This is a genomic window from Fibrobacter succinogenes subsp. succinogenes S85 (assembly GCF_000146505.1).
GTDB classification, from domain to species: domain Bacteria; phylum Fibrobacterota; class Fibrobacteria; order Fibrobacterales; family Fibrobacteraceae; genus Fibrobacter; species Fibrobacter succinogenes.
In genome coordinates, this window is sequence record NC_017448.1 from 536,000 (window position 1) to 555,538 (window position 19,539).

At 44.8% G+C, this 19,539-nt stretch carries 18 protein-coding genes and 1 tRNA gene; 12 read left to right on the forward strand and 7 right to left on the reverse strand.

Going from position 1 to position 19,539, the window contains the following annotated elements; translation table 11 throughout:
* Positions 1-7: 7 nt before the first annotated feature.
* Entirely contained in the window at positions 8-367 is a 360-nt protein-coding gene (locus FSU_RS02305) for a T9SS type A sorting domain-containing protein (protein WP_014545233.1), read from the reverse strand.
* The gene (locus tag FSU_RS02310; RefSeq protein ID WP_012819931.1) at positions 364-1,107 is read right to left on the reverse strand and encodes a hypothetical protein; all 744 of its coding nucleotides are present in this window, start codon (positions 1,105-1,107) and stop codon (positions 364-366) included. The genes FSU_RS02305 and FSU_RS02310 overlap by 4 nt, the downstream gene beginning before the upstream one ends.
* A gap of 250 nt (positions 1,108-1,357) precedes the next feature.
* On the opposite strand from FSU_RS02310, the gene FSU_RS02320 reads away from it, so the two are divergent.
* The 10 genes from FSU_RS02320 to FSU_RS02365 all read left to right on the forward strand — a co-directional run bounded on the left by FSU_RS02320 (position 1,358) and on the right by FSU_RS02365 (position 12,829).
* On the forward strand, positions 1,358-1,555 hold the full coding sequence (locus tag FSU_RS02320) for a hypothetical protein (RefSeq protein ID WP_012819932.1): 198 nt from the start codon (positions 1,358-1,360) through the stop codon (positions 1,553-1,555).
* A 183-nt stretch (positions 1,556-1,738) separates the two neighbouring features.
* Positions 1,739-2,446: an NYN domain-containing protein gene (locus FSU_RS02325; protein ID WP_012819933.1), complete on the forward strand. Its 708-nt coding sequence runs from the start codon at positions 1,739-1,741 to the stop codon at positions 2,444-2,446.
* Positions 2,447-2,848: 402 nt separating this feature from the next.
* A complete protein-coding gene (locus tag FSU_RS02330) occupies positions 2,849-3,520 on the forward strand; it encodes a sigma factor (protein ID WP_012819934.1) in 672 nt (223 codons plus the stop codon).
* Between the two features lie 51 nt (positions 3,521-3,571).
* Positions 3,572-5,200, forward strand: coding sequence for an anaerobic ribonucleoside-triphosphate reductase (gene nrdD / locus FSU_RS02335; RefSeq protein ID WP_012819935.1), 1,629 nt, complete (start codon positions 3,572-3,574; stop codon positions 5,198-5,200).
* 98 nt (positions 5,201-5,298) lie between these two features.
* Complete coding sequence (locus FSU_RS02340; RefSeq protein ID WP_012819936.1) at positions 5,299-5,901, forward strand: hypothetical protein; 603 nt, start codon at positions 5,299-5,301, stop codon at positions 5,899-5,901.
* Positions 5,882-6,709 carry a protein kinase domain-containing protein gene (locus FSU_RS16505; RefSeq protein ID WP_244263702.1) on the forward strand — a complete coding sequence of 276 codons (828 nt, stop codon included), beginning with the start codon at positions 5,882-5,884 and terminating at the stop codon, positions 6,707-6,709. Before FSU_RS02340 ends, FSU_RS16505 begins: the two co-directional genes overlap by 20 nt.
* 556 nt (positions 6,710-7,265) lie before the next feature.
* Positions 7,266-7,949, forward strand: coding sequence for a vWA domain-containing protein (locus tag FSU_RS02350; protein ID WP_012819937.1), 684 nt, complete (start codon positions 7,266-7,268; stop codon positions 7,947-7,949).
* Position 7,950: 1 nt separating this feature from the next.
* Positions 7,951-8,952, forward strand: coding sequence for a PP2C family serine/threonine-protein phosphatase (locus FSU_RS02355; protein WP_012819938.1), 1,002 nt, complete (start codon positions 7,951-7,953; stop codon positions 8,950-8,952).
* The gene (locus tag FSU_RS02360; RefSeq protein WP_244263704.1) at positions 8,945-9,679 is read left to right on the forward strand and encodes a hypothetical protein; all 735 of its coding nucleotides are present in this window, start codon (positions 8,945-8,947) and stop codon (positions 9,677-9,679) included. The genes FSU_RS02355 and FSU_RS02360 overlap by 8 nt, the downstream gene beginning before the upstream one ends.
* 3 nt (positions 9,680-9,682) lie before the next feature.
* On the forward strand, positions 9,683-12,829 hold the full coding sequence (locus FSU_RS02365) for a KGGVGR-motif variant AAA ATPase (RefSeq protein ID WP_012819940.1): 3,147 nt from the start codon (positions 9,683-9,685) through the stop codon (positions 12,827-12,829).
* Between the two features lie 57 nt (positions 12,830-12,886).
* Here the strand turns inward: FSU_RS02365 and FSU_RS02370 are convergent, their stop codons facing one another.
* The 4 genes from FSU_RS02370 to FSU_RS02385 all read right to left on the reverse strand — a co-directional run bounded on the left by FSU_RS02370 (position 12,887) and on the right by FSU_RS02385 (position 16,299).
* Positions 12,887-13,762 (reverse strand): glycosyltransferase family 2 protein, encoded by an 876-nt coding sequence (locus FSU_RS02370; protein ID WP_012819941.1) that lies wholly within the window; start codon positions 13,760-13,762, stop codon positions 12,887-12,889.
* Complete coding sequence (locus FSU_RS02375) at positions 13,759-15,051, reverse strand: O-antigen translocase (RefSeq protein ID WP_012819942.1); 1,293 nt, start codon at positions 15,049-15,051, stop codon at positions 13,759-13,761. The genes FSU_RS02370 and FSU_RS02375 overlap by 4 nt, the downstream gene beginning before the upstream one ends.
* On the reverse strand, positions 15,041-16,159 hold the full coding sequence (locus FSU_RS02380; RefSeq protein ID WP_012819943.1) for a DegT/DnrJ/EryC1/StrS family aminotransferase: 1,119 nt from the start codon (positions 16,157-16,159) through the stop codon (positions 15,041-15,043). The genes FSU_RS02375 and FSU_RS02380 overlap by 11 nt, the downstream gene beginning before the upstream one ends.
* A 67-nt stretch (positions 16,160-16,226) precedes the next feature.
* Positions 16,227-16,299 (reverse strand) — tRNA-Lys (locus FSU_RS02385).
* Positions 16,300-16,427: 128 nt separating this feature from the next.
* Here FSU_RS02385 and FSU_RS02390 point away from each other — a divergent pair.
* Together FSU_RS02390 and FSU_RS02395 are read left to right on the forward strand one after the other, a co-directional pair.
* Positions 16,428-17,441 (forward strand): PorV/PorQ family protein, encoded by a 1,014-nt coding sequence (locus tag FSU_RS02390; protein ID WP_012819944.1) that lies wholly within the window; start codon positions 16,428-16,430, stop codon positions 17,439-17,441.
* An 18-nt stretch (positions 17,442-17,459) separates the two neighbouring features.
* Entirely contained in the window at positions 17,460-18,254 is a 795-nt protein-coding gene (locus tag FSU_RS02395; protein WP_012819945.1) for a glycosyltransferase family protein, read from the forward strand.
* Positions 18,255-18,429: 175 nt separating this feature from the next.
* Here the strand turns inward: FSU_RS02395 and gap are convergent, their stop codons facing one another.
* The gene (gap, locus tag FSU_RS02400; protein ID WP_012819946.1) at positions 18,430-19,458 is read right to left on the reverse strand and encodes a type I glyceraldehyde-3-phosphate dehydrogenase; all 1,029 of its coding nucleotides are present in this window, start codon (positions 19,456-19,458) and stop codon (positions 18,430-18,432) included.
* Between the last annotated feature and the right edge of the window lie 81 nt (positions 19,459-19,539).

Sequence of the window (19,539 nt, forward strand, 5' to 3'; positions counted from 1 at the left end):
CGACCAATTACTTCACGAAGATGCACTGAGCCAGTTGCTGAGAGCCAACGCGGACGCGAAGGATATAAACGCCCAACTTAGGCAACTTCGTCGTCATCGCATTTGTTCCAGAAAGAGCCTTTGCAGAAACAGTCGCAATCACATGTCCCTTCACATCCAAGAGCTCAACCTTAGAGCGTTCACCAGCAAGGCTTTCCGGAGCGTCAAAGGAAACTTGCAATTGGTTCCCCACCTGTACTGAGCGGAGCCCCTTCAGCACATTCTTCGCAACGATTCCTGCAGAGCGAGCTACACGCACAGCCGCCTTCTTTGTACTAGACGTGAGAGAAACCTGCAGCGGCTTCCCTTCGTGCATTTCAGTTGTCACACCATCAGTTCTGCACTAGAGATATCGGTATTGCCCTTACCTACAATAGCACCAACATTAGTTCCTTGAAATTCAGAATTGCTGACCTTGACATCATGGATATAACCATTAAAGACTCTTGTACCATCTAGACCAGTCACGCCTTCTGCAATAATACCTGCACTAGAATTTGTCGCACTAGCATTTAAATAGGCGTCGTCAAAATTCATATTGTACATAGTACCACTAAACTTTTCAATAAAGGCAACTATTTGAACATTCCCAAAGTGACAAAGTCCAGAAATGACATAGGGTTCATTCGTTTGAGGATCAATCTGAGAATACAAAGTCTGAAATGAATACAGAGTAATCATCTTGCCATTAAAAGCGTTATTGCCCTCTGCACAGCCAATGATACTGCGACCAGCAAACTTGATATCCGACGTTACGCGCACAAACGCAATAGCACCTTGTTTTGCGGAAAGCCAATTGTTCAAGTAGGTGTTGGCGTCTGGCGTTCCGGCGCCAGTCGGATTTGCCTCATACCATTTATCAAAACAGACTTCACCAGTCGCCGGGGTCTCCGTATCAGGTTTTTGGCTAAAATTCAACCGAGGATAATCGAGTGTGCCTTCTTTATCTTCAATGAAGCAGAATTTTAAACCATCGCCTGGGTCAGCGGCATTGGCAAACGAGACCCCGAAAGAAGCGCTCATTACAAAAAGCGCGACAAAAACGAAGAAAAAAGAACTTCTTCTCATACAAAACCTATCCTAATTACCCGATTCGAAATATAGCTAACCTACAAAAAGTATACAATGTTAAAAATTTGCATAGTGATATAACGCACGGGGCCCCTCCTTATTTTGAGTGTATAAAGTTTTTTTAAGAACGATACATTTTTTTCACACACATTCTTGATTAGGAATACATAATCATAGTGCAATTTCAAACGGAATTGTCGCACAAGGTTGGCGAATCCAGCCTTTTCAAACTCAAAAGGTAATAAAAATGGCAATTGAAGCCCTCGCCGCCATGGCGGCTAAGAAAGCAGTAGTTGATGTAGCACCCGTAGTAGTAACAGCTGTTGCGACTGCGATAACAAAGGAAATCATCAACCATAGCGACGACATCATCGAAGAAATGGCTTGCGCACCCTTCAAGGTCGCAGGTGAAATTCTAGACAGCATTGACCGCTGGTTCTTCTAAAAAAAATACGTAAGAAGTGTTGTGGACGTATTTGGCGCACGCCTGAAAAAAAAGGCGTGCGTGTTTTTTTTCAAAAAAAATTTCGTACAACCCTACTCATTAGAATCCATAATCACTATGTAATTTCGAATGAAATTACCGACTCGGGCTGACGATTTCAGCCATAAAAAAAAGGAATATACAATGGAAAACAATACAGCAGTTTTCGTAGATGCAGAAAATCTGACATTCTGGGCATACAACAATGGTGTACACGACCTCATGAAAAGCCTCCAATCGCAAGGACCAGTCGTCATTCGTAAAGCTTATGGGAAATGGACATCACCTCAACTATCTCCCCTTCAACAAGAATTCAACATCAACGGATTTGAGTTGATTCAAACGTACCACCCGATTACAGGCAAAAACTCTGCAGACATCAAGATGGTCGTTGATGCAATGGAAGCAGCCACCAACCCCTGTTTGCAAACAATTGTACTCGCAACAGGGGACTCTGACTTTTCTCCACTATTTCGCAAACTTCGCGAGATGGGGAAAAAGGTCATTGGAGTCGGCCCACTATCCAAGCTGAGTGAATGCGTACAAAGTTCCTGCACCCATTACATTTATACAGGAAGTCCCTCCCCCGTCAGCAAGATGGTAGCATTATTTCCTGGCGAAGTTCAATCCCATGAAAGAGCCCACGCCTTTGCGACACTCCACAAGATTCTTGAGGCTCAAGACGAACCAATTCTGCTAACAAAGTTGAAGCCTCTGATGCTCAAAGAGGACAATGAGTTTGACCATGCAAAGCTCGGTTACGAGTCTTTTAAGGACTTCTTATTGGCCTCTGGGGAGGTCCATCTCAGCCCCATGATTGCAGGGCCGGTATACGCAAGCCTGGCTTCATAGCTTTTTTTCAAAAAAAAACTTGCTAAAATGGCCACACAAATGTATATTATGGTAGTCCCCCTTTTTTGGGGATTTTCCTATTGAACATACCGGTCCATCGGACCGTCCCTTTACATCGGTGGTGTTCCATTGGTGTATTGTGGGGGTATTCAGATCGAGTATGCCCTTAGGAGTTAGTTTCCGCAATATCTTTTTTTGATGTCGCCCTCTAGCTCTCGCCTAGGGGGCTTTGCCTTGTTATGCAACAAAACTGACAGGTTTTTGGGGGGTCAACCTAAGAAACCTCGTATTGATCAATTCTGTTAAGTGCGGCACTAAAACTGCCGCACCTGCATCACATCAGGCGAACGCCTGTTGCGTTGGGACATAGTGTCTACAGACATGGTCAATTACGAGGTGCATATGACACTCAAGACCCCAATCGACTACAAGCAAAGAGAAACCGAAACAGCCATATTAACCAACTTTTTTCAAAGATATCCAACAGAAGTCCTTGCCACTTTAGCAGCCTGGTACCGTCCCGTTCTCAAACAATGGGCTTCAAAATTTCGCAGTGAATTCTACAGGCCTGATATTCCGTTAAGAGACTACGAAGCGGTTGCTATCAGTAGCCTTGCAGATGCCGCAAAGAATTTTGACAGTACTGCCAACACACGCTTTTCAACATATCTATACGCATACGCCAGAAACGAATGTCAAAGGCTTGCCTATAACACAAGCAACAATTTTAGGGTATTCAAGCCTTGCAAAAAAAAGAATCGCGAAGCCACCGACGCTATTCCCTTTGAAAAACTTACTGTTCAAGATTTCAACACATACAACGACATTACCTTCTATCACAGAAGCCAGCTATTGGAAAGTCAAAGAAGAATTGAACAATTTTACAACATGCTTAGACACATGAGCAACAGCACTTCTGCTGTAGCGAAAAAGCAAGCGACACGAGTTCAGGAGCTTGCACACCATGTTCTTATGGGAGGTACAAAAAAGAGCTTTTGCGATGCCTCAGGAACTAATAGGGGAACCCTTGATGAGGCCTTGATGGCCATACGTGCAAAATTACTAAAAGAATAATTTATTCAAAAAAGTCTACATAAACCAACTTATCCAACCAAGGGATTTCCCATGAACGAGCTGGCCAATATTCAAAAAAATACAATGTCATCTATCCTTGGCGCAGGCGAAAAAGTCTGCAAGTCGGCGGTGTTAGATGGTATACCGGAAAGATTTGCCGAGTTTCACCGCCAGGGATACATTCATATCCATGACTTAGAGTTTTACGACAAGACCTACAATTGCATCGGGGTATCCGTGAGCGACCTTGTCAAGGATACGGACATTCAGGTTTCTACAGTGTTACGCAGATTGTATCGTGGCATCGTGAGCCTGACAAACAATCAGTCCGGTGGAATAGGCTTTCTAGATTTCGATGGTGATATGGCCGCATACCGTATGGACGAAAGTGACGAGATCCTAACGGAGGCCTTTCGCAACTTCTTTGAAGACTTGAATATCTACTCACGAAAAGGTTGCGAGAAGCCCTACACCACGTTAAACATCGGTTGTAGAACGTCAACGAAAGCCCGCAGGATCGCTAAAGCTGTTTTAAGCGCAGCCTTGGAAGGGAATAGTGAAGGCAAGCCGTTCATTTTCCCCAACATCGTCTTCAAGTACTCACGAGCTATCAATGGTACAGAATCCTCCCCCAACTATGACATTTTTCAGATGGCCTTGAAGGGGACTGCGAGCAGAATGATTCCAACATATTTCAACTGCGATGCGCCTTTCAACAGGAATGCGAATCCGAACAAAATTGGAATTATGGGTTGCCGAACTCGCGTTGTCGCTGACATACATGGTAATACCACAGGTTTAAATAGGGGGAATATCGCCTGTGTCACGACAAATCTAGTACGGCTAGCAATTGACTCAAATCATGACTTTCAGGTATTTCTCAAAAAAATCGGTACGCTTTTTGAGGAATGCAAGGAACTGCTACTTCATCGTTTTGCAACGTTATGCAAAGGAACCTCCCCCATTTTCGCTATTGAGAAGGGCCTATACCTAGATTCGGAAAAAGGACGTGAGGTGGCGCTTATGCATGGGACGCTTTCCATTGGCTTTATCGGTCTGTGGGACGCTCTTTCGGAACTGCTTGACACAGACTTTTCTGATGTAGACAATCTTCGTATGCATCATGGAAAAGCCCTAGCAGTACTTCAGGTGATGCGGCAAAAAGTGGATTCGTTTATAGAGCAGAGCCATATGAACTTTTCGCTGTTGGCCAGTGCAGCGGAGGCAACGACCGGCATCTTTGCAGATCGTGATTTCAAGGAATACGGCATTCAATGCAAGTCTGCGGCGAAGGGTTTCTACACAAATTCCTTCCACATTCCCGTTGACACGTCAATCCGACTTTTCGAAAAAATCCAACTAGAGGCTCCTTTCCACAAATTATGTAATGGAGGCTGCATTAGCTATGTGGAACTAGACGAACAGCCCTGCTACAATGTCGGAGCAATACAGAAGGTCGTGGAATTCGCCATGAAAAACAACTGTAACTACTTCGGCATTAATTTCCCGCTAGACCAGTGCAACGCATGCGGTCATTTCGGAAGGATCGGCGATACGTGTAGTTCTTGCGGTTCCTCAGACATTTTGCGTTTGCGAAGGGTTTCCGGCTACCTTTCGGAAAAACGAGCATTTACGAAAGGGAAAAAGCGGGAACTGAACCTACGAAAAGCCTCTTTTTAGAGTTCTTTCATTTTTTTCAAAAAATCGTACAAAAGCTTGGAAAATGCCCCATAATACGGATAGAAAATCAACCGACCATTTGGTCAAAGGATTCCTTGATGAGACCGAAAGAGTTTATTGACATGTTCCCTTACGGATACACCCGCCTACGCAACTTGAACGGCAGTGCAGCCCTAAGACTTGAAACAAAGTGTACAAACGCTTACGTATATGTAAAAAAAATACACCGCAGAATGCCGGAAATCAACCAGGATATCGTAGATGACATTCAGTTAGAATGCGACAATGGAGTCATCATAGATTGGTTCAACGACAACGCTTGCCGCTATTTCATCATAATGAGAAAGCATGACGAACTGCTCGCTTACAAGATTGTGCTGAACGCATTCTTTCAAAAAGAGACCTTTGAAATAATAGGCTATTTCTTTGAGAATGAACACGAGAACCATCGCAAGAGAGTATACAACGAGCGCTATCTGAAAAATGTTTCACCAGATGCCTTGATAACGGAAACAGACTTTACGAATGAGCGATACGACATCATCTTTCCCGATGATGCATTAACCCACTGCAGGAGACTAGGCAATACCATTGCCATGAGCTCCATCTGCTCAACTGAGTCATGCAGTCAAAACCACAGTGATTTAAACATCCACAACAACGAATCCTTGGAGGATAACAGTGAAAGCGACATTGAGTAAAACTGCCCAAAGCATTGTTCCCGATCGGAACCTCCCCGTGTCCTTGGTAGCCAAGCCCGGACACCTCCTGCATACGGAAAATGGTCAATCAATCGTATTGGGGGATCAAATTGCAGGAGGAGGAGAAGGACATATTTTCAAGACCAACTCGCCTAGCTATGTGGCCAAGGTCTATATGCCTGAAAAAACAACGACACACAAGCAGGCAAAAATTCAGAAATTGATTCAAAAGGGGATTGATTTTCCTGGCATCAGCCTGCCTAAAGCGCTGCTCTACAACTCAAAGGATGAATTCGTGGGATACATAATGAAAAAGGCGGAGGGAGAAAAGGTTCGTAGTCTTTACCTGAAACCGCTTTTTTTGAAGAAGTTCCCAAACTGGAAAAAGCGTGATTTGGTCGAACTCTGCATTACTATCCTAAAAAAGATTGGCTACTTGCACAAGAACGGAATCATTCTCGGTGATATCAACCCCGACAATATTCTTGTCAAGTCGCCAAAGGAAGTTTATTTCGTTGACTGCGACTCTTATCAAGTTGATGGCTATCCTTGTCCAGTCGGCACCATCCCGTTCACGCCTCCCGAACTACAAAACAAGGGGCATTATAACAGTTACCTGCGCACTATAGGTAACGAAAACTTTGCTGTAGCGGTGCTGCTGTTTTCGTTGATGGTTACAGGGCAAATGCCCTATAACCAGAAGGATGGGGAAAGCGCCCAGCAAAACATTATCGATATGAATTTTTCGTATCCTCTCGGCGAAGCTTCTAACAAGAAGACTCCTGCCGGGCAGTGGAGATTTCTATAGAGTCATCTTCCAAGGTTCTTGAAGGATGCATTCTACAACACGTTCAACAAAGGCGGTACGTATTCCACTGAAAGAACACGGTTAAATTCATACGACTGGTTCAAGAAATTCAGCGAGTACTTAAGGCTACTTGATTCCGGAAAGTACGGTGAGCAGGATGAAATGTCTGAACAGGTCTATCCGACTCGCTTCAAGAAGCAGAGGGGTGTTACCTATGTCAAGTGCCATCAATGTGGGGAAGATACCGATGTGAATATCATAAGCAAATATGGTATTTGCATGGAGTGCCTGCGCAAGAATAGGCTTAGTCGCTACCAGAGATCGTCTGCGCCACAGTATAAGTCTGGATATCAGGGGACATTTAGCCAGCCAGCTCGGGTTCGAACAAGCCAGAATCCCTTAGCTTCGGTTTGGGAAATACTCAACTGGTTCGTCTAATTACAAGGAGGCAAAATAAAAATCATACAAAGAAGCTTGTCAAAAACCATAATACTATCGGAAGTCGATTATAGAGCTTCCTCTAACAATAAACAACAATCAACTCAAAGGATATACTATGAACAGAAATCTGCTCAGTATTGAAGATCTCGAAAACAATCCCTCCAGCCGTGTACCCGTGTGCCTCGTGTTGGATACCAGTGGTTCCATGGAGGGCGATTCCATCAATGAATTGAATGAGGGCGTGCGTCTCTTTTACGATGCCGTGCGCAGCGATGAGACCGCCCTGTATGCCGCAGAGATTTCCGTGGTGACGTTCGGTGGCCATGCCTCGTGCCAAGCGGGCTTTAGCACACTTGAACACCAGCCCGATGCACCCCAGTTCTACGCCGATGGCGGTACACCCATGGGCGAGGCAATGAACATGGCGCTGGATATGCTTGAAAAAAGGAAGAGCGAATACAAGGCCAGTGGCGTAGACTATTACCAGCCGTGGATTGTGCTCATGACTGATGGGATGCCCAATGGCAGCCAGGCGGAGCTCTCCCGCTCTATCCAACGCACTTGCGACATGATTAATGATCGCAAGCTGACCATTTTCCCCATCGGCATCGGTGAGGACGCCGACATGGATGTGCTTGCCAGGTTCTCCCCGAAGCGTAGCCCGCTCAAGTTGCAGGGTTTGAACTTCAAGGAGTTCTTCGCCTGGCTCAGCAAGAGCGTGTCCAAGGTTTCCCAGTCTACGCCGGGCGACAAGGTACAGCTGGACGTGGACGGCATCAAGGGTTGGGCGGAGCTGTAGCATGAATTGGGTTACAATCCAATGCGCAGTGCGGGGCCGAGGTCACGTGAGTTCCGGTACTCCCTGCCAGGACAAGACCTTCTCTATCGTTAAGGACGCGTGTTCCGTATGCGCCCTTGCCGATGGAGCGGGTTCCGCGAGCCATTCGCACTTTGGTGCCGAAGCCGTGACGCAAGCGATTTGCAACTACATGGCAGAAAACTTTGACCTCATTATTAACGAAGATGGGGCAGCCGTGAAGAGGAACATTCTTGCTGTTATAGGTGAACGCCTCGAGACGCTCTGTAGTGAGAAGGGGTGTGCTATCAGGGATCTTGCCTCGACGCTCCTATTCGTTGCCGAGAAGGGCGGCAAATTCATCATCTGCCATATTGGGGATGGTGTCATCGGCTACGTCAAGGAAGGCAAGGTGCTGGTCGCATCGCAGCCTGAAAACGGCGAGTTTGCGAATACCACGGTGTTCACGACATCGAGTAACGCTATCGCGAGCATGCGGCTCATCAAGGGAGACCTGAAGCAAATTTCGGGATTCATCCTGATGTCCGATGGTACGGAAACCAGTTTTTACAACAAGCGGAACAAGGCTCTTTCTCCTTCCCTTGCCCGCTTGACAAGGCTGGCTTCCGTTTGCACCCCCGATTACATGTCGCAGAAACTGAACTGCACCTTCGAAGACCTTGTAAAGCAGCAGACTTCCGATGACTGTAGCATCGTACTGATGTCACGGTCTCCAGGTAGTCGAGGCTATATGGATTTTTCCGAGAAGGACAAATGTGAATTCTTGGGCCTAGCCAATACACGGGTTTCCCGCAAGAGGCTCAGGAGTTTCGACAAAGCTCTGACGGTGCTACAATCCTGGGGAACCTATCGAGCAATCAAGCGCAGACTCCACCTGCGTGGCAAAAAGCTTGACAGGATTCTCAAGAGACTTGACAACGCAAATATTCTTGAAACCCGTGAGGACGGACGTTACAAATCCGCCCTCCGGGCTTTTTTTGTTTAGAAAAACAACTCTTCCGACCAAAAAAGGTATATTTGTCCCTATGAGATTTAGGGATTATATAGATACGGCACAAAGGCATCTAATAAGTTGCGAGGCAATTTGCAGGACAATCGAATGGGATAAATGTAGTAACGAAGAAAAAAATGAAATTTTAAAAGATTTGTTTTATCTCACTGGATACATATTAGAAGCGCTTACTATTTACACAGTTTATAGCAGAGGTCATTTCAATCCCAATAAAGACATTACCGAACTAGATATTAAGTTTACCAAAGATACACATGTTGACTACTACAATACAAGAGAGATTCATCCAAATAAAAATGACCCTAAAGACAAATTTTCTATTTCATGTCGAACACCAAAAAATGCGGAATCATATGAAACTTTTAACAAAAATTTAGAAGAACTAAATAAATTAATACGTGAAACAACTATTTATCCAATACAAAGCCATAAGTTTTTTGCAATCATTCAGAACGTCCTCAATGATTCAAATAAAGGACTAATATTCTCAAGCGAAAATATACCTCTTTTCTCCAATATTAAAGTTTCAAACAATGAACGAGAAAAAAAAATCTTAACGCTAATTATGTCTTGGGATTCAAGCCTCAGGTATTCCACAAATCAATGGAATAAAATCAAAGACATTCTGACCAAAGAAAATATAGAATACATAATTATTTTATGTAAAATGATAAAAAAACTTGTATACAAAGTGGGGTAATCCATGACATTCATTTCAAAATATGCAATTGCTTTACAAGCATTTCTTCATTCCCTTATCAATGAAGAACGTGGAGAAAAATTTAAAGTTTTCATCCGAGCAGGCTTTCAAATAGATGTGTTCGTTTTTTTATTCAATCACCAACATCATCAAGATATAGAAAAAAAATTTGACAACTTTTGCAAAGCAAATAAAGACCTAGCAGACCTTGATCCTATTGCAGAAAATGATGAAATACAAATCTTTTTCAACATTTATCCGATTTCAGAATTAGAAGACTCTTTTTATTCTAGTATTGTTAACAAACCTAATTGTATTGATTACGGTCCACGTTATAGATTCGACTCTTTTTATAGCACATCAAAAATTGACCTCACTAAAGAAGATCAAACTAAGATTCCTGTTATCACATTTTACAGTCACAAGGGAGGTGTTGGCAGAACCACAGCAATGGCTTCATACGCATTGCATTTGGCAAAATTAGAAAAGAACGTTGCCATTATTGATTGTGATTTAGAAGCACCTGGTTATCTCAATTTCTTTAATCTATCAGAAAACGATGAACACGAAGAACTAAAAGAAGGGAAAAAAAATGGTCTTGTTGAGTTTTTGTGCGACTCCCAATTTTTGGGAAAAAATATCAAAATAGAAGATTACATATTAAATGTCGGAGCACGAAATCGAAACAGCAACTATCATCCAGCATTAGACCGCATTTGGCTCATCCCGGCAGGAAATCTTAACGAAGGTGTTACAGAAGATAACGCTTTAGAAAGTCCAAATAGACAAGACTATATAGAAGGTTTGGCTAAATTGAATTTAGGCAACACCCAAAATGTCATCAAAAGTTTCAACACGCTATTTGAACATTTAAAAACCTTAAATGTCGATGCTATTCTAATTGATTCCAGAACAGGATTTAATGACATCTTCGGAACTGCAACATTACATTTATCTTCATGCGTTGTAGGATTCTTTGGATTAAGCAGACAAAACGAACCGGGCTTAATAAATCTTTTAGCCAAACATGTTCAAAACGAAAATTTATTCAAACTAATCCTAGCATATTCAATTTTACCAAAAAATTACAAAGAAGACAACATTTTAATGGAAGCCTATAATCGAATGGAAACTTTCATTATGAATGTTTATGACCAAAAAAATGCCCCGACAAGAATTCCAATTCATCGAAATGACGATTTAGAAAGAATTGGGATAGGCGATCTAGCCGCAGATAAAAAATTCATTGATATGAACACATCAACAGATAGGAACATTCAATTTTCTGACTATACTCAGCTTTTTAATGAGATAGACAGAAATTGTTTCCCAGAAGGTCTGCTAAGCAGTATATTTGGTCTAATGGCTGATAATCTTAAATCAAACAAAGACAATAGGTACAATTCATATGATTTAAGAAACATAATCCTTCAACATTTAAAAAAAGTTTTAGACGAGTCTATAAATAGTGCAGAAGAAGACCGCATAAATGAAAATACTTTTTTCTATAGACAATGCATGAACGATTTATTTGACAAAGATAAGTTCATTATTTGCGGACGCAAGGGAACAGGCAAAACACATTTGTGCAAATCTCTCCAAAATCAGCAAATATCAAATAAAATTAAGAGTAACTCTCGACAGAAAGACAATGCTGAATTTATTTATGCCAATGCTTTGCCCGATAATAAGGATCAGGAAGTTGCGCTTTCCATAATAATTAGGTCAGCCTTCAACAAAGACGTTGATTATCTAAATCTTTGGAGAATATATACATGGAGCAAACTATTTCTTGATAACGGTAACGAAAGTCTCTCCGAGATCCGATCCGTTGTAAAGCAACAAAGTCCATTAGCCAATAAATATTCCTCTATTAATGGAGAATTAGATACTTTAGAATTTATGGAACTCGTAAATGATATAGACAGTCTTCTACACATTGTGGAAGACTTATATAGATTTGACGAGGAACTAGCCAAAAACAACAAAAAATTACTTATTCTCTACGACAAACTAGACTTGTATATTCGGCCCTCCTATTGGGAAAAAGCAATATCGTCCCTATTTGAATATTGGACTCATGCAGGATCAAATCTCCATAATATCGCTCCAAAAATATTCATTCGCACAGATTTATTTTGGCAATCAATACAAGGGTCCATTACAGAACTATCTCCGAACAACATCATCAGCACAGAATGGACCATTGAAGAAATTTTTGGTTATTTATTTAAGCTTATTTTTTCAGACCAAAGAGCCAGCTCGGCTTATTGGGATATAGCAAAAAATTTCGGCATAGATCCGCAATACATAGCAGATACTGAAAAAGCTTTTAAAACAAACAACAATCAACTCAAGGTTCTTTCACAAGCAGAAATGGAACCTCTTTTACAAGTTTTCTTTGGTAAAGACACTCAAGGTCTGGGAAAGCCCTGGGACTACTTCAAAAAAGAATTATCAAATGCAGACTACACAACCAACTTACAACTATTCATCAATATTTTATACCACAATGCTATAGACAAATCTTTAGCAATAGCAAAATCAAATATAACCGAAATAATAAGTCCAGCGATTTATACATCAACAGAGGTTAGAGCTTATGCTGCAAAAATGTTATTTGAAAAGCTTGCCGAAGACCAATTCTGTAAGAACCTAGCAAATTTTCAACATGCAGTATTCTTTGCAGATAACGGATTATACCGCTATAAATCATTAGATACAAATAAATTCGATAATTTGATAAATACAGTTTGTGAACAGAACAAATTTTTAGATTTCGGAAGTACTAAAGAAAATTTGATAAACGCCATATTTAGCAATGGCATTATGACCATCAATAATACTACAAAAGGTGATATTTTCGTATTCGCTCCATTATATTGGTACCCATGGGGACTTCAAGAAGTCAGTTTTGAAAGCAAGAACAAAACTATCAAGAAGAATGATGAGTATTTTGAGTATAAAGATGAGTTAGCTAGCAATAATGCAGATGCAGCAAAAAAAGCCATTATTGCCAGCAATGCTGCATTAATGGCTTTGGGACTCGGCAGTATATTCGGTGGACCAGTCGTTGCATCAGTCGCTTCTGCTGCAGTTATAGCGACAAGTATCGCAAAAATGATATCCAAGATAAATAGCAAAAAATAAATTATTCCAAGTTCATCTTTAAAGAACTAAGTCTTTTTAGAATTACCTAAAGAGATTCTAAAATTTCAGCAATTTTCTAGGGATAAACAACTTCGGCAGGCGCATCCAAAACCGGGGCGAAAGCGAAATCACCTTCGGAATCAGGCGGAGCGCCTTGAGCTTGCTTTGGGCAGCAACGGCAGAAAACCAGTTTGCCTTCCAGCAGCGGACCGCTTTTTTATACAACGGGTGCTTGCTGTAGTTTTCCGCCAAGATACGCAAAATTTCGCTAAAAATGCGGTTATTGTCCACATGCAGATTGTCGCCGTGTTCCCGGTAATAGCAGCACACAAAATCCTTTGAAACCGGTTGCGGGCCATAGTGGTAAAGAATGCTCAGATAAAGCGGATAATCTTCAAAATAATACCGCTTATCGTAACCGCCGATAGCAAGAATCTTCTCGCGATCAAACATTTCAGCACAGCCATGCAATGCCTTCTGCCCCAGGAAGGATTCTTCAAAAGAAATCTGAGGGACACTCCGCAGGTAGCGAACGTCCATTTCGGAGCCAATCTTATCGCCTTCGTATAGCGAAACAATCTGCCCAAAACACGATGCGGCTTCCGGGTGCGCATCTAGAAAATCGCTCTGCTTTTTAAGGCGATCCGGTGGCATGATGTCATCAGAAGAAAACGAACAGACATAGCGGCCACGCGCAAGAGCAAGAGCTTCTATAAGCGTCGGTACAACGCCCTTATTCGGTCGATGGATGTACGTAAATTTCAGTTCGTCGGCCAGACGCTTTAGAATTTCTGGGGTACGGTCCTTGCTTCCATCGTCAATGACAATCAGCTCAAAGTCAACTCCAGTCTGTTCCATCACGGAACGCACAGCAGCTTCGACATACAGCTCATGGTTATAGCTAGGCAAGATTACAGAAACTTTTGGAGTCATTTTTCACCCCACTTTAAGCGGCTGACGAGAACAAATGAAGCAACAAGCGTAAGGAAATTTTCAAGAGCATACGCCATCATCGGGCCATTAAACTCATAAAGTTTTACAAAAGCATAAGTCGATAGCGCCAAGACAAGTTCCGAACAAATTTCAAGCGTCAGGAATTTCTTTGTTTCACGGCGCACAATCAGCACAAGCCCAAGCGCCCAACCGCCCACGCGGAAAAAGTCGCCAAGTAGCTGTACCGGGAGATAATCGGCGGCCCCCGCATACGATGAAGAAAGCATCACCGCAACAAGGAGCGAACGGCCAAAGTAAAGAATCAATACAGCCACTAGCGCAAGCAACATCGTCTTAAGGAATATCGGGCGGAACATTCCCCAGAATTCCGATTTCGTCATTTTCGCAGAGACTCGTGGCAAGATTATAACGCCGAGGATGGCCGAGAAAAACGCCGTCAAGAAATCCGATATTTTCCAGATTCCCTGCCAAATGCCGGCAGCATCCCACCCTAGATTATCGCCAACAGTCTGTCGCATAAACGTGAGCACCACAGGCGACAAGAGCATAGGGACAATTCCCATCAACGCATACGAGAGCCACGGCGCACGGATGTCAAGCGCGCTCTTGCGGATTTCACGCAGGCTAAAGCCAGCACGTGACGCTATTTGCGCCGCAAAAATTCCTGCAACTACAGACTGCGTTGCCACAATCGAAAGTACGCTCAGGCGCCCCGAATAAAGGAAAAACGCGACCCACAGCATTTGCCATAGCGAAGACACCATGTTGATGAGTGCCCAACGGCGGTAATGCCCAAGCCCGTTCATCACGGATGCAGTAATCGTAATGATGTTTGTCGCAAAGACGCCCGGCAAGGCAAAGATAATCGCCGCCTGCACAAGACGCGGGTGGATGCCCGGGAAAAACGATTCGAGCGGGACCGTAAAGCAGAGAACGAGAGCTACGGCAAACGTGGCAATGCTTGCAAAAGTGGTCAAGCGAAAACCGCCACGCCACACACCCTTCAGTTGTTCCAAGTTGTCCTTATTCTGAGCACTAAGGCTCACCCAGCCATTCTGGAGCGCAAGCGAAGACGTTGCCTGTCCCATTGTCATAAAGTTCATGAACTGACCAACGCACGCAAAAGCACTCGGCGGCAAGAACATGGCCAGAAGCTTATTCACCACAAAAACACGTAAGGCGTTGAGGAACGTCACCATTCCAGAACCCATAAACGCCTTCCAAAAATTCACAGGCTGAGGATTTGTCTTATTTTCCCTAGAACTCATTAATGGCTCCAATCACTTCGGAGACTTCGTCGTCGGTCATCACGGGACTCATGGGAATGCTGAGTATCGTCTTTGCCATCGCTTCTGCAATCGGGTACTCACCGCTAAATTCGTGGGCATAAGCCTCTTGCAAATGCGGCGGAATCGGATAATGAATAAGCGTCCCTATTCCGTGGGCAGTCAAGAACTTCTGCATTTCGTCGCGAGCTTCTTCGCTCTTTAAGCGAATTACAAACACATGGTAAACATGTTCCGAAGGCGTTGCAGGAAGTTCGGGCAGAATGACTTTGTCATTTTTAATATCACGGCAATAGCGAGCTGCAATTTCCCGGCGTCGATCATTGCATTCATCCAAATGCGGAAGCTTTGCAAGCAAAAGAGCCGCCTGCATTTCGTCCAGGCGAGAGTTCACGCCCTTGTACATGTTCACATATTTTTGTTCGGAGCCATAATTGCCCAGGGAACGGACGGCATTTGCAATATCCGTATCGTTCGTCAGGACCATTCCCGCATCGCCAAGCGCCCCCAGATTCTTTGTCGGGTAAAAGCTGTAAGCGGCAGCCGAGCCAAATGAACCTGCACAACGACCATCGCCAAGTCGCGCCCCATGAGCTTGCGCACTGTCTTCAAACAGCAGCAAGCCATGTTCATTGGCAAACTCGCATATTTCATCCATCGCACAGAGGCGCCCGTACAAATGAACTACAAGAATTCCACGAGTGCGCGCCCCACAGGCATCCTTCAAGCGTTTCGGATCCATGTCATAGCTATTTTCGGCAGGTTCCACAAGCACCGGCTTGAGCCCAACAGCGCTAACAGCAAGGACGGTCGCGATATACGTATTCGACGGTACCAGGATTTCGTCGCCAGCCCTAAGCCTTCCAAGTTCCATCGAAGCACGCAACATGAGCGTAAGCGCATCAAGCCCATTCCCCACGCCCACTGCGTATTTCACACCACAATATTCGGCAAAAGCTCGTTCAAATTGTTCGCCATAATGTCCACGAATGTACCAGCCCGACTCCACGACGGAACTCGCGGCCTCCTTCAAGGATTCCATGTACGGGGCGTTTAAAAGCTTGAGGTCGAGAAAGGGAACTTTTGCCATATTGTTTTCACTGAATAATCTTTTGTCCTAATATAAAAAAATCGGCTCCGATAAAGGAACCGATTACTGAGCTACGAAGGGCTCGAACCTTCGACCCACGCCTTAAAAGGGCGTTGCTCTACCAACTGAGCTAGTAGCCCGAGCACGAGCAAATATATAAAAACTTTTTTGTATTGTAAAGGTATTATAATGGGCAATAAACAAAAAAAATAGCCCATTCTGCGAATTTTTAACAATGCGCTCGCTTGACTTTTTATAAATTTATGCCATGGATTTATTGAAAAAACTATCAGCAATTGCGGCACTCGCTATCGCATGTCCGGCATCAGATTTTGGCTATTTTTCTCAGCACGATGCAGGGCAAGAAGTTTTTTCGTTCCTCTCGACTTTTGACAGTCCCCGTAATGCGGCGCTTGAGAAATCAGCATCGGCACTCCCCACAACGGACCCGACTGTAGTGCAGCTGAACCCGGCTGCGATCCTCATGCCCGAAGGCAAAAAGCGCGTGGCCGAAGCGCACTGGCAAACAGGCGAATTCGCCGACAACCAGGGAACGCTCTCGTACACAACGCAATTTGAAAAGTTTATCCTGCAGTTCTCGTACAACTGGATTTCGTACGGAACGATTACTGGCTACGATGAATACGGTGATGAAAACGGCAGCGAATACAAGCCGTTCAGCCAGCTTGCAACTTTATCCGTGGCGTACCCGATGAAGCACATCCGCGTGGGTGCAACGATCAAGTTTGCATCGGACAAGCTCACCGGAGACAACGAAGACCAGACCGCAATGGCAGCAGCATTTGACTGGGGCCTGACCTGGGTTTCCGATTCCAAGAATTACGGATTTTCGTTTGTCGCAAGAGACTTCGGTGCCATGCTCCGCGGTTACGTCAAGGAAGACGCAGACGACACCTACCCCTTGTCGCAAACATTTGCAATCAGCGGATTTATGAAACCCCGTAGCGTACCGCGTTTGACGTTGTTTGCAGAGACCGACTTTCCTCGTTATGCAGAACCGGACTTGAACCTCGGTGCGGAATACGCGCTCGGTGAATTTTTCCGCATCCGCGCTGGCTTTACGCGCACATGGCTTGACATCACCCGCGATATCAAGGAACTGGCCAATTCGTCCAGCAGACCGGACGAGACCAATGAAGCCCGCATTTTCAGCCTCGGCCTTGGTTACGCCTCGGACCTGTTCGCCGTGGACTACGCTTTTTCTTACTTAGCCCAGAGCTTAGGCTTCGAACACAGGCTCGGCCTCCGCGTGGAATTCTAAGCATTATCGAGACTTACGATGCGACAGTTTGACGTTTTTGTTTTCAACGAAAACTACGACGAGACGCAAGGCAACCTCCCCCAACCGCCATTCACGGATCCAGAACTCGGCTGGTTTTTCACTCGCGACTGGAACAAGCATCTCGATGAAATTGAAGGGGAATGGGTAGTTTTCGCGCACCCGAGCATCAAGATTGACCGCAACTTTTTGAACAACGTTGCTGAGGTCACAGACTCCTTCCCGATGGTTGATGCTTTTGCTCCACGCATCCGTACAAACAATGGAAAATTTTTAGGCGGCTACCTGTTAAGACCGTCATCCAAGGGTTCTGGTTTTATTGAAATTGACGAGAACGCACCGTTGCGTTACGTCGCCGCGCCGCACCCTTATTTGGGGATTTTCTCAAGGCGCATTATCCAGCGTACCGGCGGGTTCGACACAACACTCCCGGAAAATGCAAGGCTTGCAGACTTTACCCTCCGCATGATGCATGCAGGCGGCAAGATGTTCTCCGTGCCGTATCTCGTAGCTCAAGCAACAGGCGACGGAGCCGAGGCAGTCACAGGAAACAATCGCAAAGAAAATGCGCACAATCTCGCAGAAATGCGCGCGGGAATGCGCGACCTCAAGTCAATCGCTATTATCTTGTCTAAAGCATTCGGTGCAGAAGCATCCACGCCATTTGCACTCCACCACCCAAGCGTCATCCCGACACTTCTCCGCAACCGCAAACAGCGCAAAAAAAAGCGCAAAGCGGCAACACTCCTTTCCAAGCTCAAAGCGGATTTTTTGAAAGAAGTGACTGCAAAATAAGCGGAAAGATCCAAAAATGTCAAAAAAATCCAAAATCTGAATCCAAAGCCATCATTACATGCAAAAAAAGGACCCCGCCGAGTGGCGAGGTCCAAAAGCTTTTTTAGCGGAGGTGTGGGAAACAATTTGCTTTTAAGCGGTTACGCCCACACCACTAACACTAGTTAAACTTTAATTAGCCCTTGTAGTTGGTGATAACGCGAGCCATTTCGCAAACCTTGTTGCTGTAGCCCCATTCGTTATCGTACCAAGAGCAAACCTTCACGAAGGTCGGGTCGAGCTGGATGCCGGCCTTAGCGTCGAAGATAGAAGTGCAGGAGTTGTTGCGGAAGTCGGTAGAAACAACAGCGTCTTCGGTGTAGCCGAGGATGCCCTTGAGTTCGCCTTCAGAAGCTTCCTTCATAGCAGCGCAAATTGCTGCGTATGCTGCGTCCTTGTCAGCAGCCGGAGCGTTCTTGAGTTCAGCAGTGAGGTCAACGAAGGAAACGTCGGAAGTCGGCACGCGGAGAGACATACCAGTGAGCTTGCCGTTGAGTTCCGGAAGAACCTTACCCACAGCCTTAGCAGCACCCGTAGAAGACGGGATGATGTTTTCGAGGATGCCACGGCCACCGCGCCAGTCCTTCTTGGACGGGCCGTCAACGGTCTTCTGAGTAGCAGTTGCAGCGTGAACGGTGGTCATGAGGCCACGGACGATGCCGAACTTTTCGTTGAGGACCTTGGAGATCGGAGCGAGGCAGTTGGTGGTGCAGGAAGCGTTGGAGATGATCTTCTGACCAGCATAGGTCTTGTCGTTCACGCCGTACACAAACATCGGAGTGGAGTCCTTAGACGGAGCAGACATGATGACCTTCTTAGCACCAGCCTTGAGGTGGGCTTCAGCAAGTTCTGCAGTGAGGAAGAAACCAGTGGATTCAACAACGACGTCTACATCGAGAGCGCCCCAAGTGATGTTGGTCGGATCCTTTTCAGCGAAGATCTGGATCTTGTTGCCGTCAACAATGAGGAAGTTGCCTTCGACCTTGATGTCGTGGTTGAACTGACCGTGGACGGAGTCATACTTGAGCATGTATGCGAGGTAGTCAGCGTCAAGAAGGTCGTTGATACCGACAACAGTGATGTCCTTGGAGAAGTTTTCCACAGCAGCGCGGAAGACCATACGGCCGATACGACCGAAACCATTAATACCGAGTTTGAGAGCCATTATTGGATCCTTTTTTTATTGTTGAAATTGCTACCCGCCTACACGGCGGAGCTTTGCTGGCAGGAAAGATACAAAAAATCA

Excerpts from the sequence above, each read along its gene's own strand:
- FSU_RS02395 (WP_012819945.1), top strand. The coding sequence starts at position 17,460 with ATGCGACAGTTTGACGTTTTTGTTTTCAACGAAAACTACGACGAGACG.
- FSU_RS02390 (WP_012819944.1), top strand. The coding sequence starts at position 16,428 with ATGGATTTATTGAAAAAACTATCAGCAATTGCGGCACTCGCTATCGCA.
- FSU_RS02355 (WP_012819938.1), top strand. The coding sequence starts at position 7,951 with ATGAATTGGGTTACAATCCAATGCGCAGTGCGGGGCCGAGGTCACGTG.
- FSU_RS02310 (WP_012819931.1), bottom strand. The coding sequence starts at position 1,107 with ATGAGAAGAAGTTCTTTTTTCTTCGTTTTTGTCGCGCTTTTTGTAATG.
- FSU_RS02365 (WP_012819940.1), top strand. The coding sequence starts at position 9,683 with ATGACATTCATTTCAAAATATGCAATTGCTTTACAAGCATTTCTTCAT.
- FSU_RS02340 (WP_012819936.1), top strand. The coding sequence starts at position 5,299 with ATGAGACCGAAAGAGTTTATTGACATGTTCCCTTACGGATACACCCGC.
- FSU_RS02330 (WP_012819934.1), top strand. The coding sequence starts at position 2,849 with ATGACACTCAAGACCCCAATCGACTACAAGCAAAGAGAAACCGAAACA.
- FSU_RS02380 (WP_012819943.1), bottom strand. The coding sequence starts at position 16,159 with ATGGCAAAAGTTCCCTTTCTCGACCTCAAGCTTTTAAACGCCCCGTAC.
- FSU_RS02325 (WP_012819933.1), top strand. The coding sequence starts at position 1,739 with ATGGAAAACAATACAGCAGTTTTCGTAGATGCAGAAAATCTGACATTC.
- FSU_RS02350 (WP_012819937.1), top strand. The coding sequence starts at position 7,266 with ATGAACAGAAATCTGCTCAGTATTGAAGATCTCGAAAACAATCCCTCC.
- nrdD (WP_012819935.1), top strand. The coding sequence starts at position 3,572 with ATGAACGAGCTGGCCAATATTCAAAAAAATACAATGTCATCTATCCTT.
- FSU_RS02370 (WP_012819941.1), bottom strand. The coding sequence starts at position 13,762 with ATGACTCCAAAAGTTTCTGTAATCTTGCCTAGCTATAACCATGAGCTG.
- FSU_RS02375 (WP_012819942.1), bottom strand. The coding sequence starts at position 15,051 with ATGAGTTCTAGGGAAAATAAGACAAATCCTCAGCCTGTGAATTTTTGG.
- gap (WP_012819946.1), bottom strand. The coding sequence starts at position 19,458 with ATGGCTCTCAAACTCGGTATTAATGGTTTCGGTCGTATCGGCCGTATG.
- FSU_RS02320 (WP_012819932.1), top strand. The coding sequence starts at position 1,358 with ATGGCAATTGAAGCCCTCGCCGCCATGGCGGCTAAGAAAGCAGTAGTT.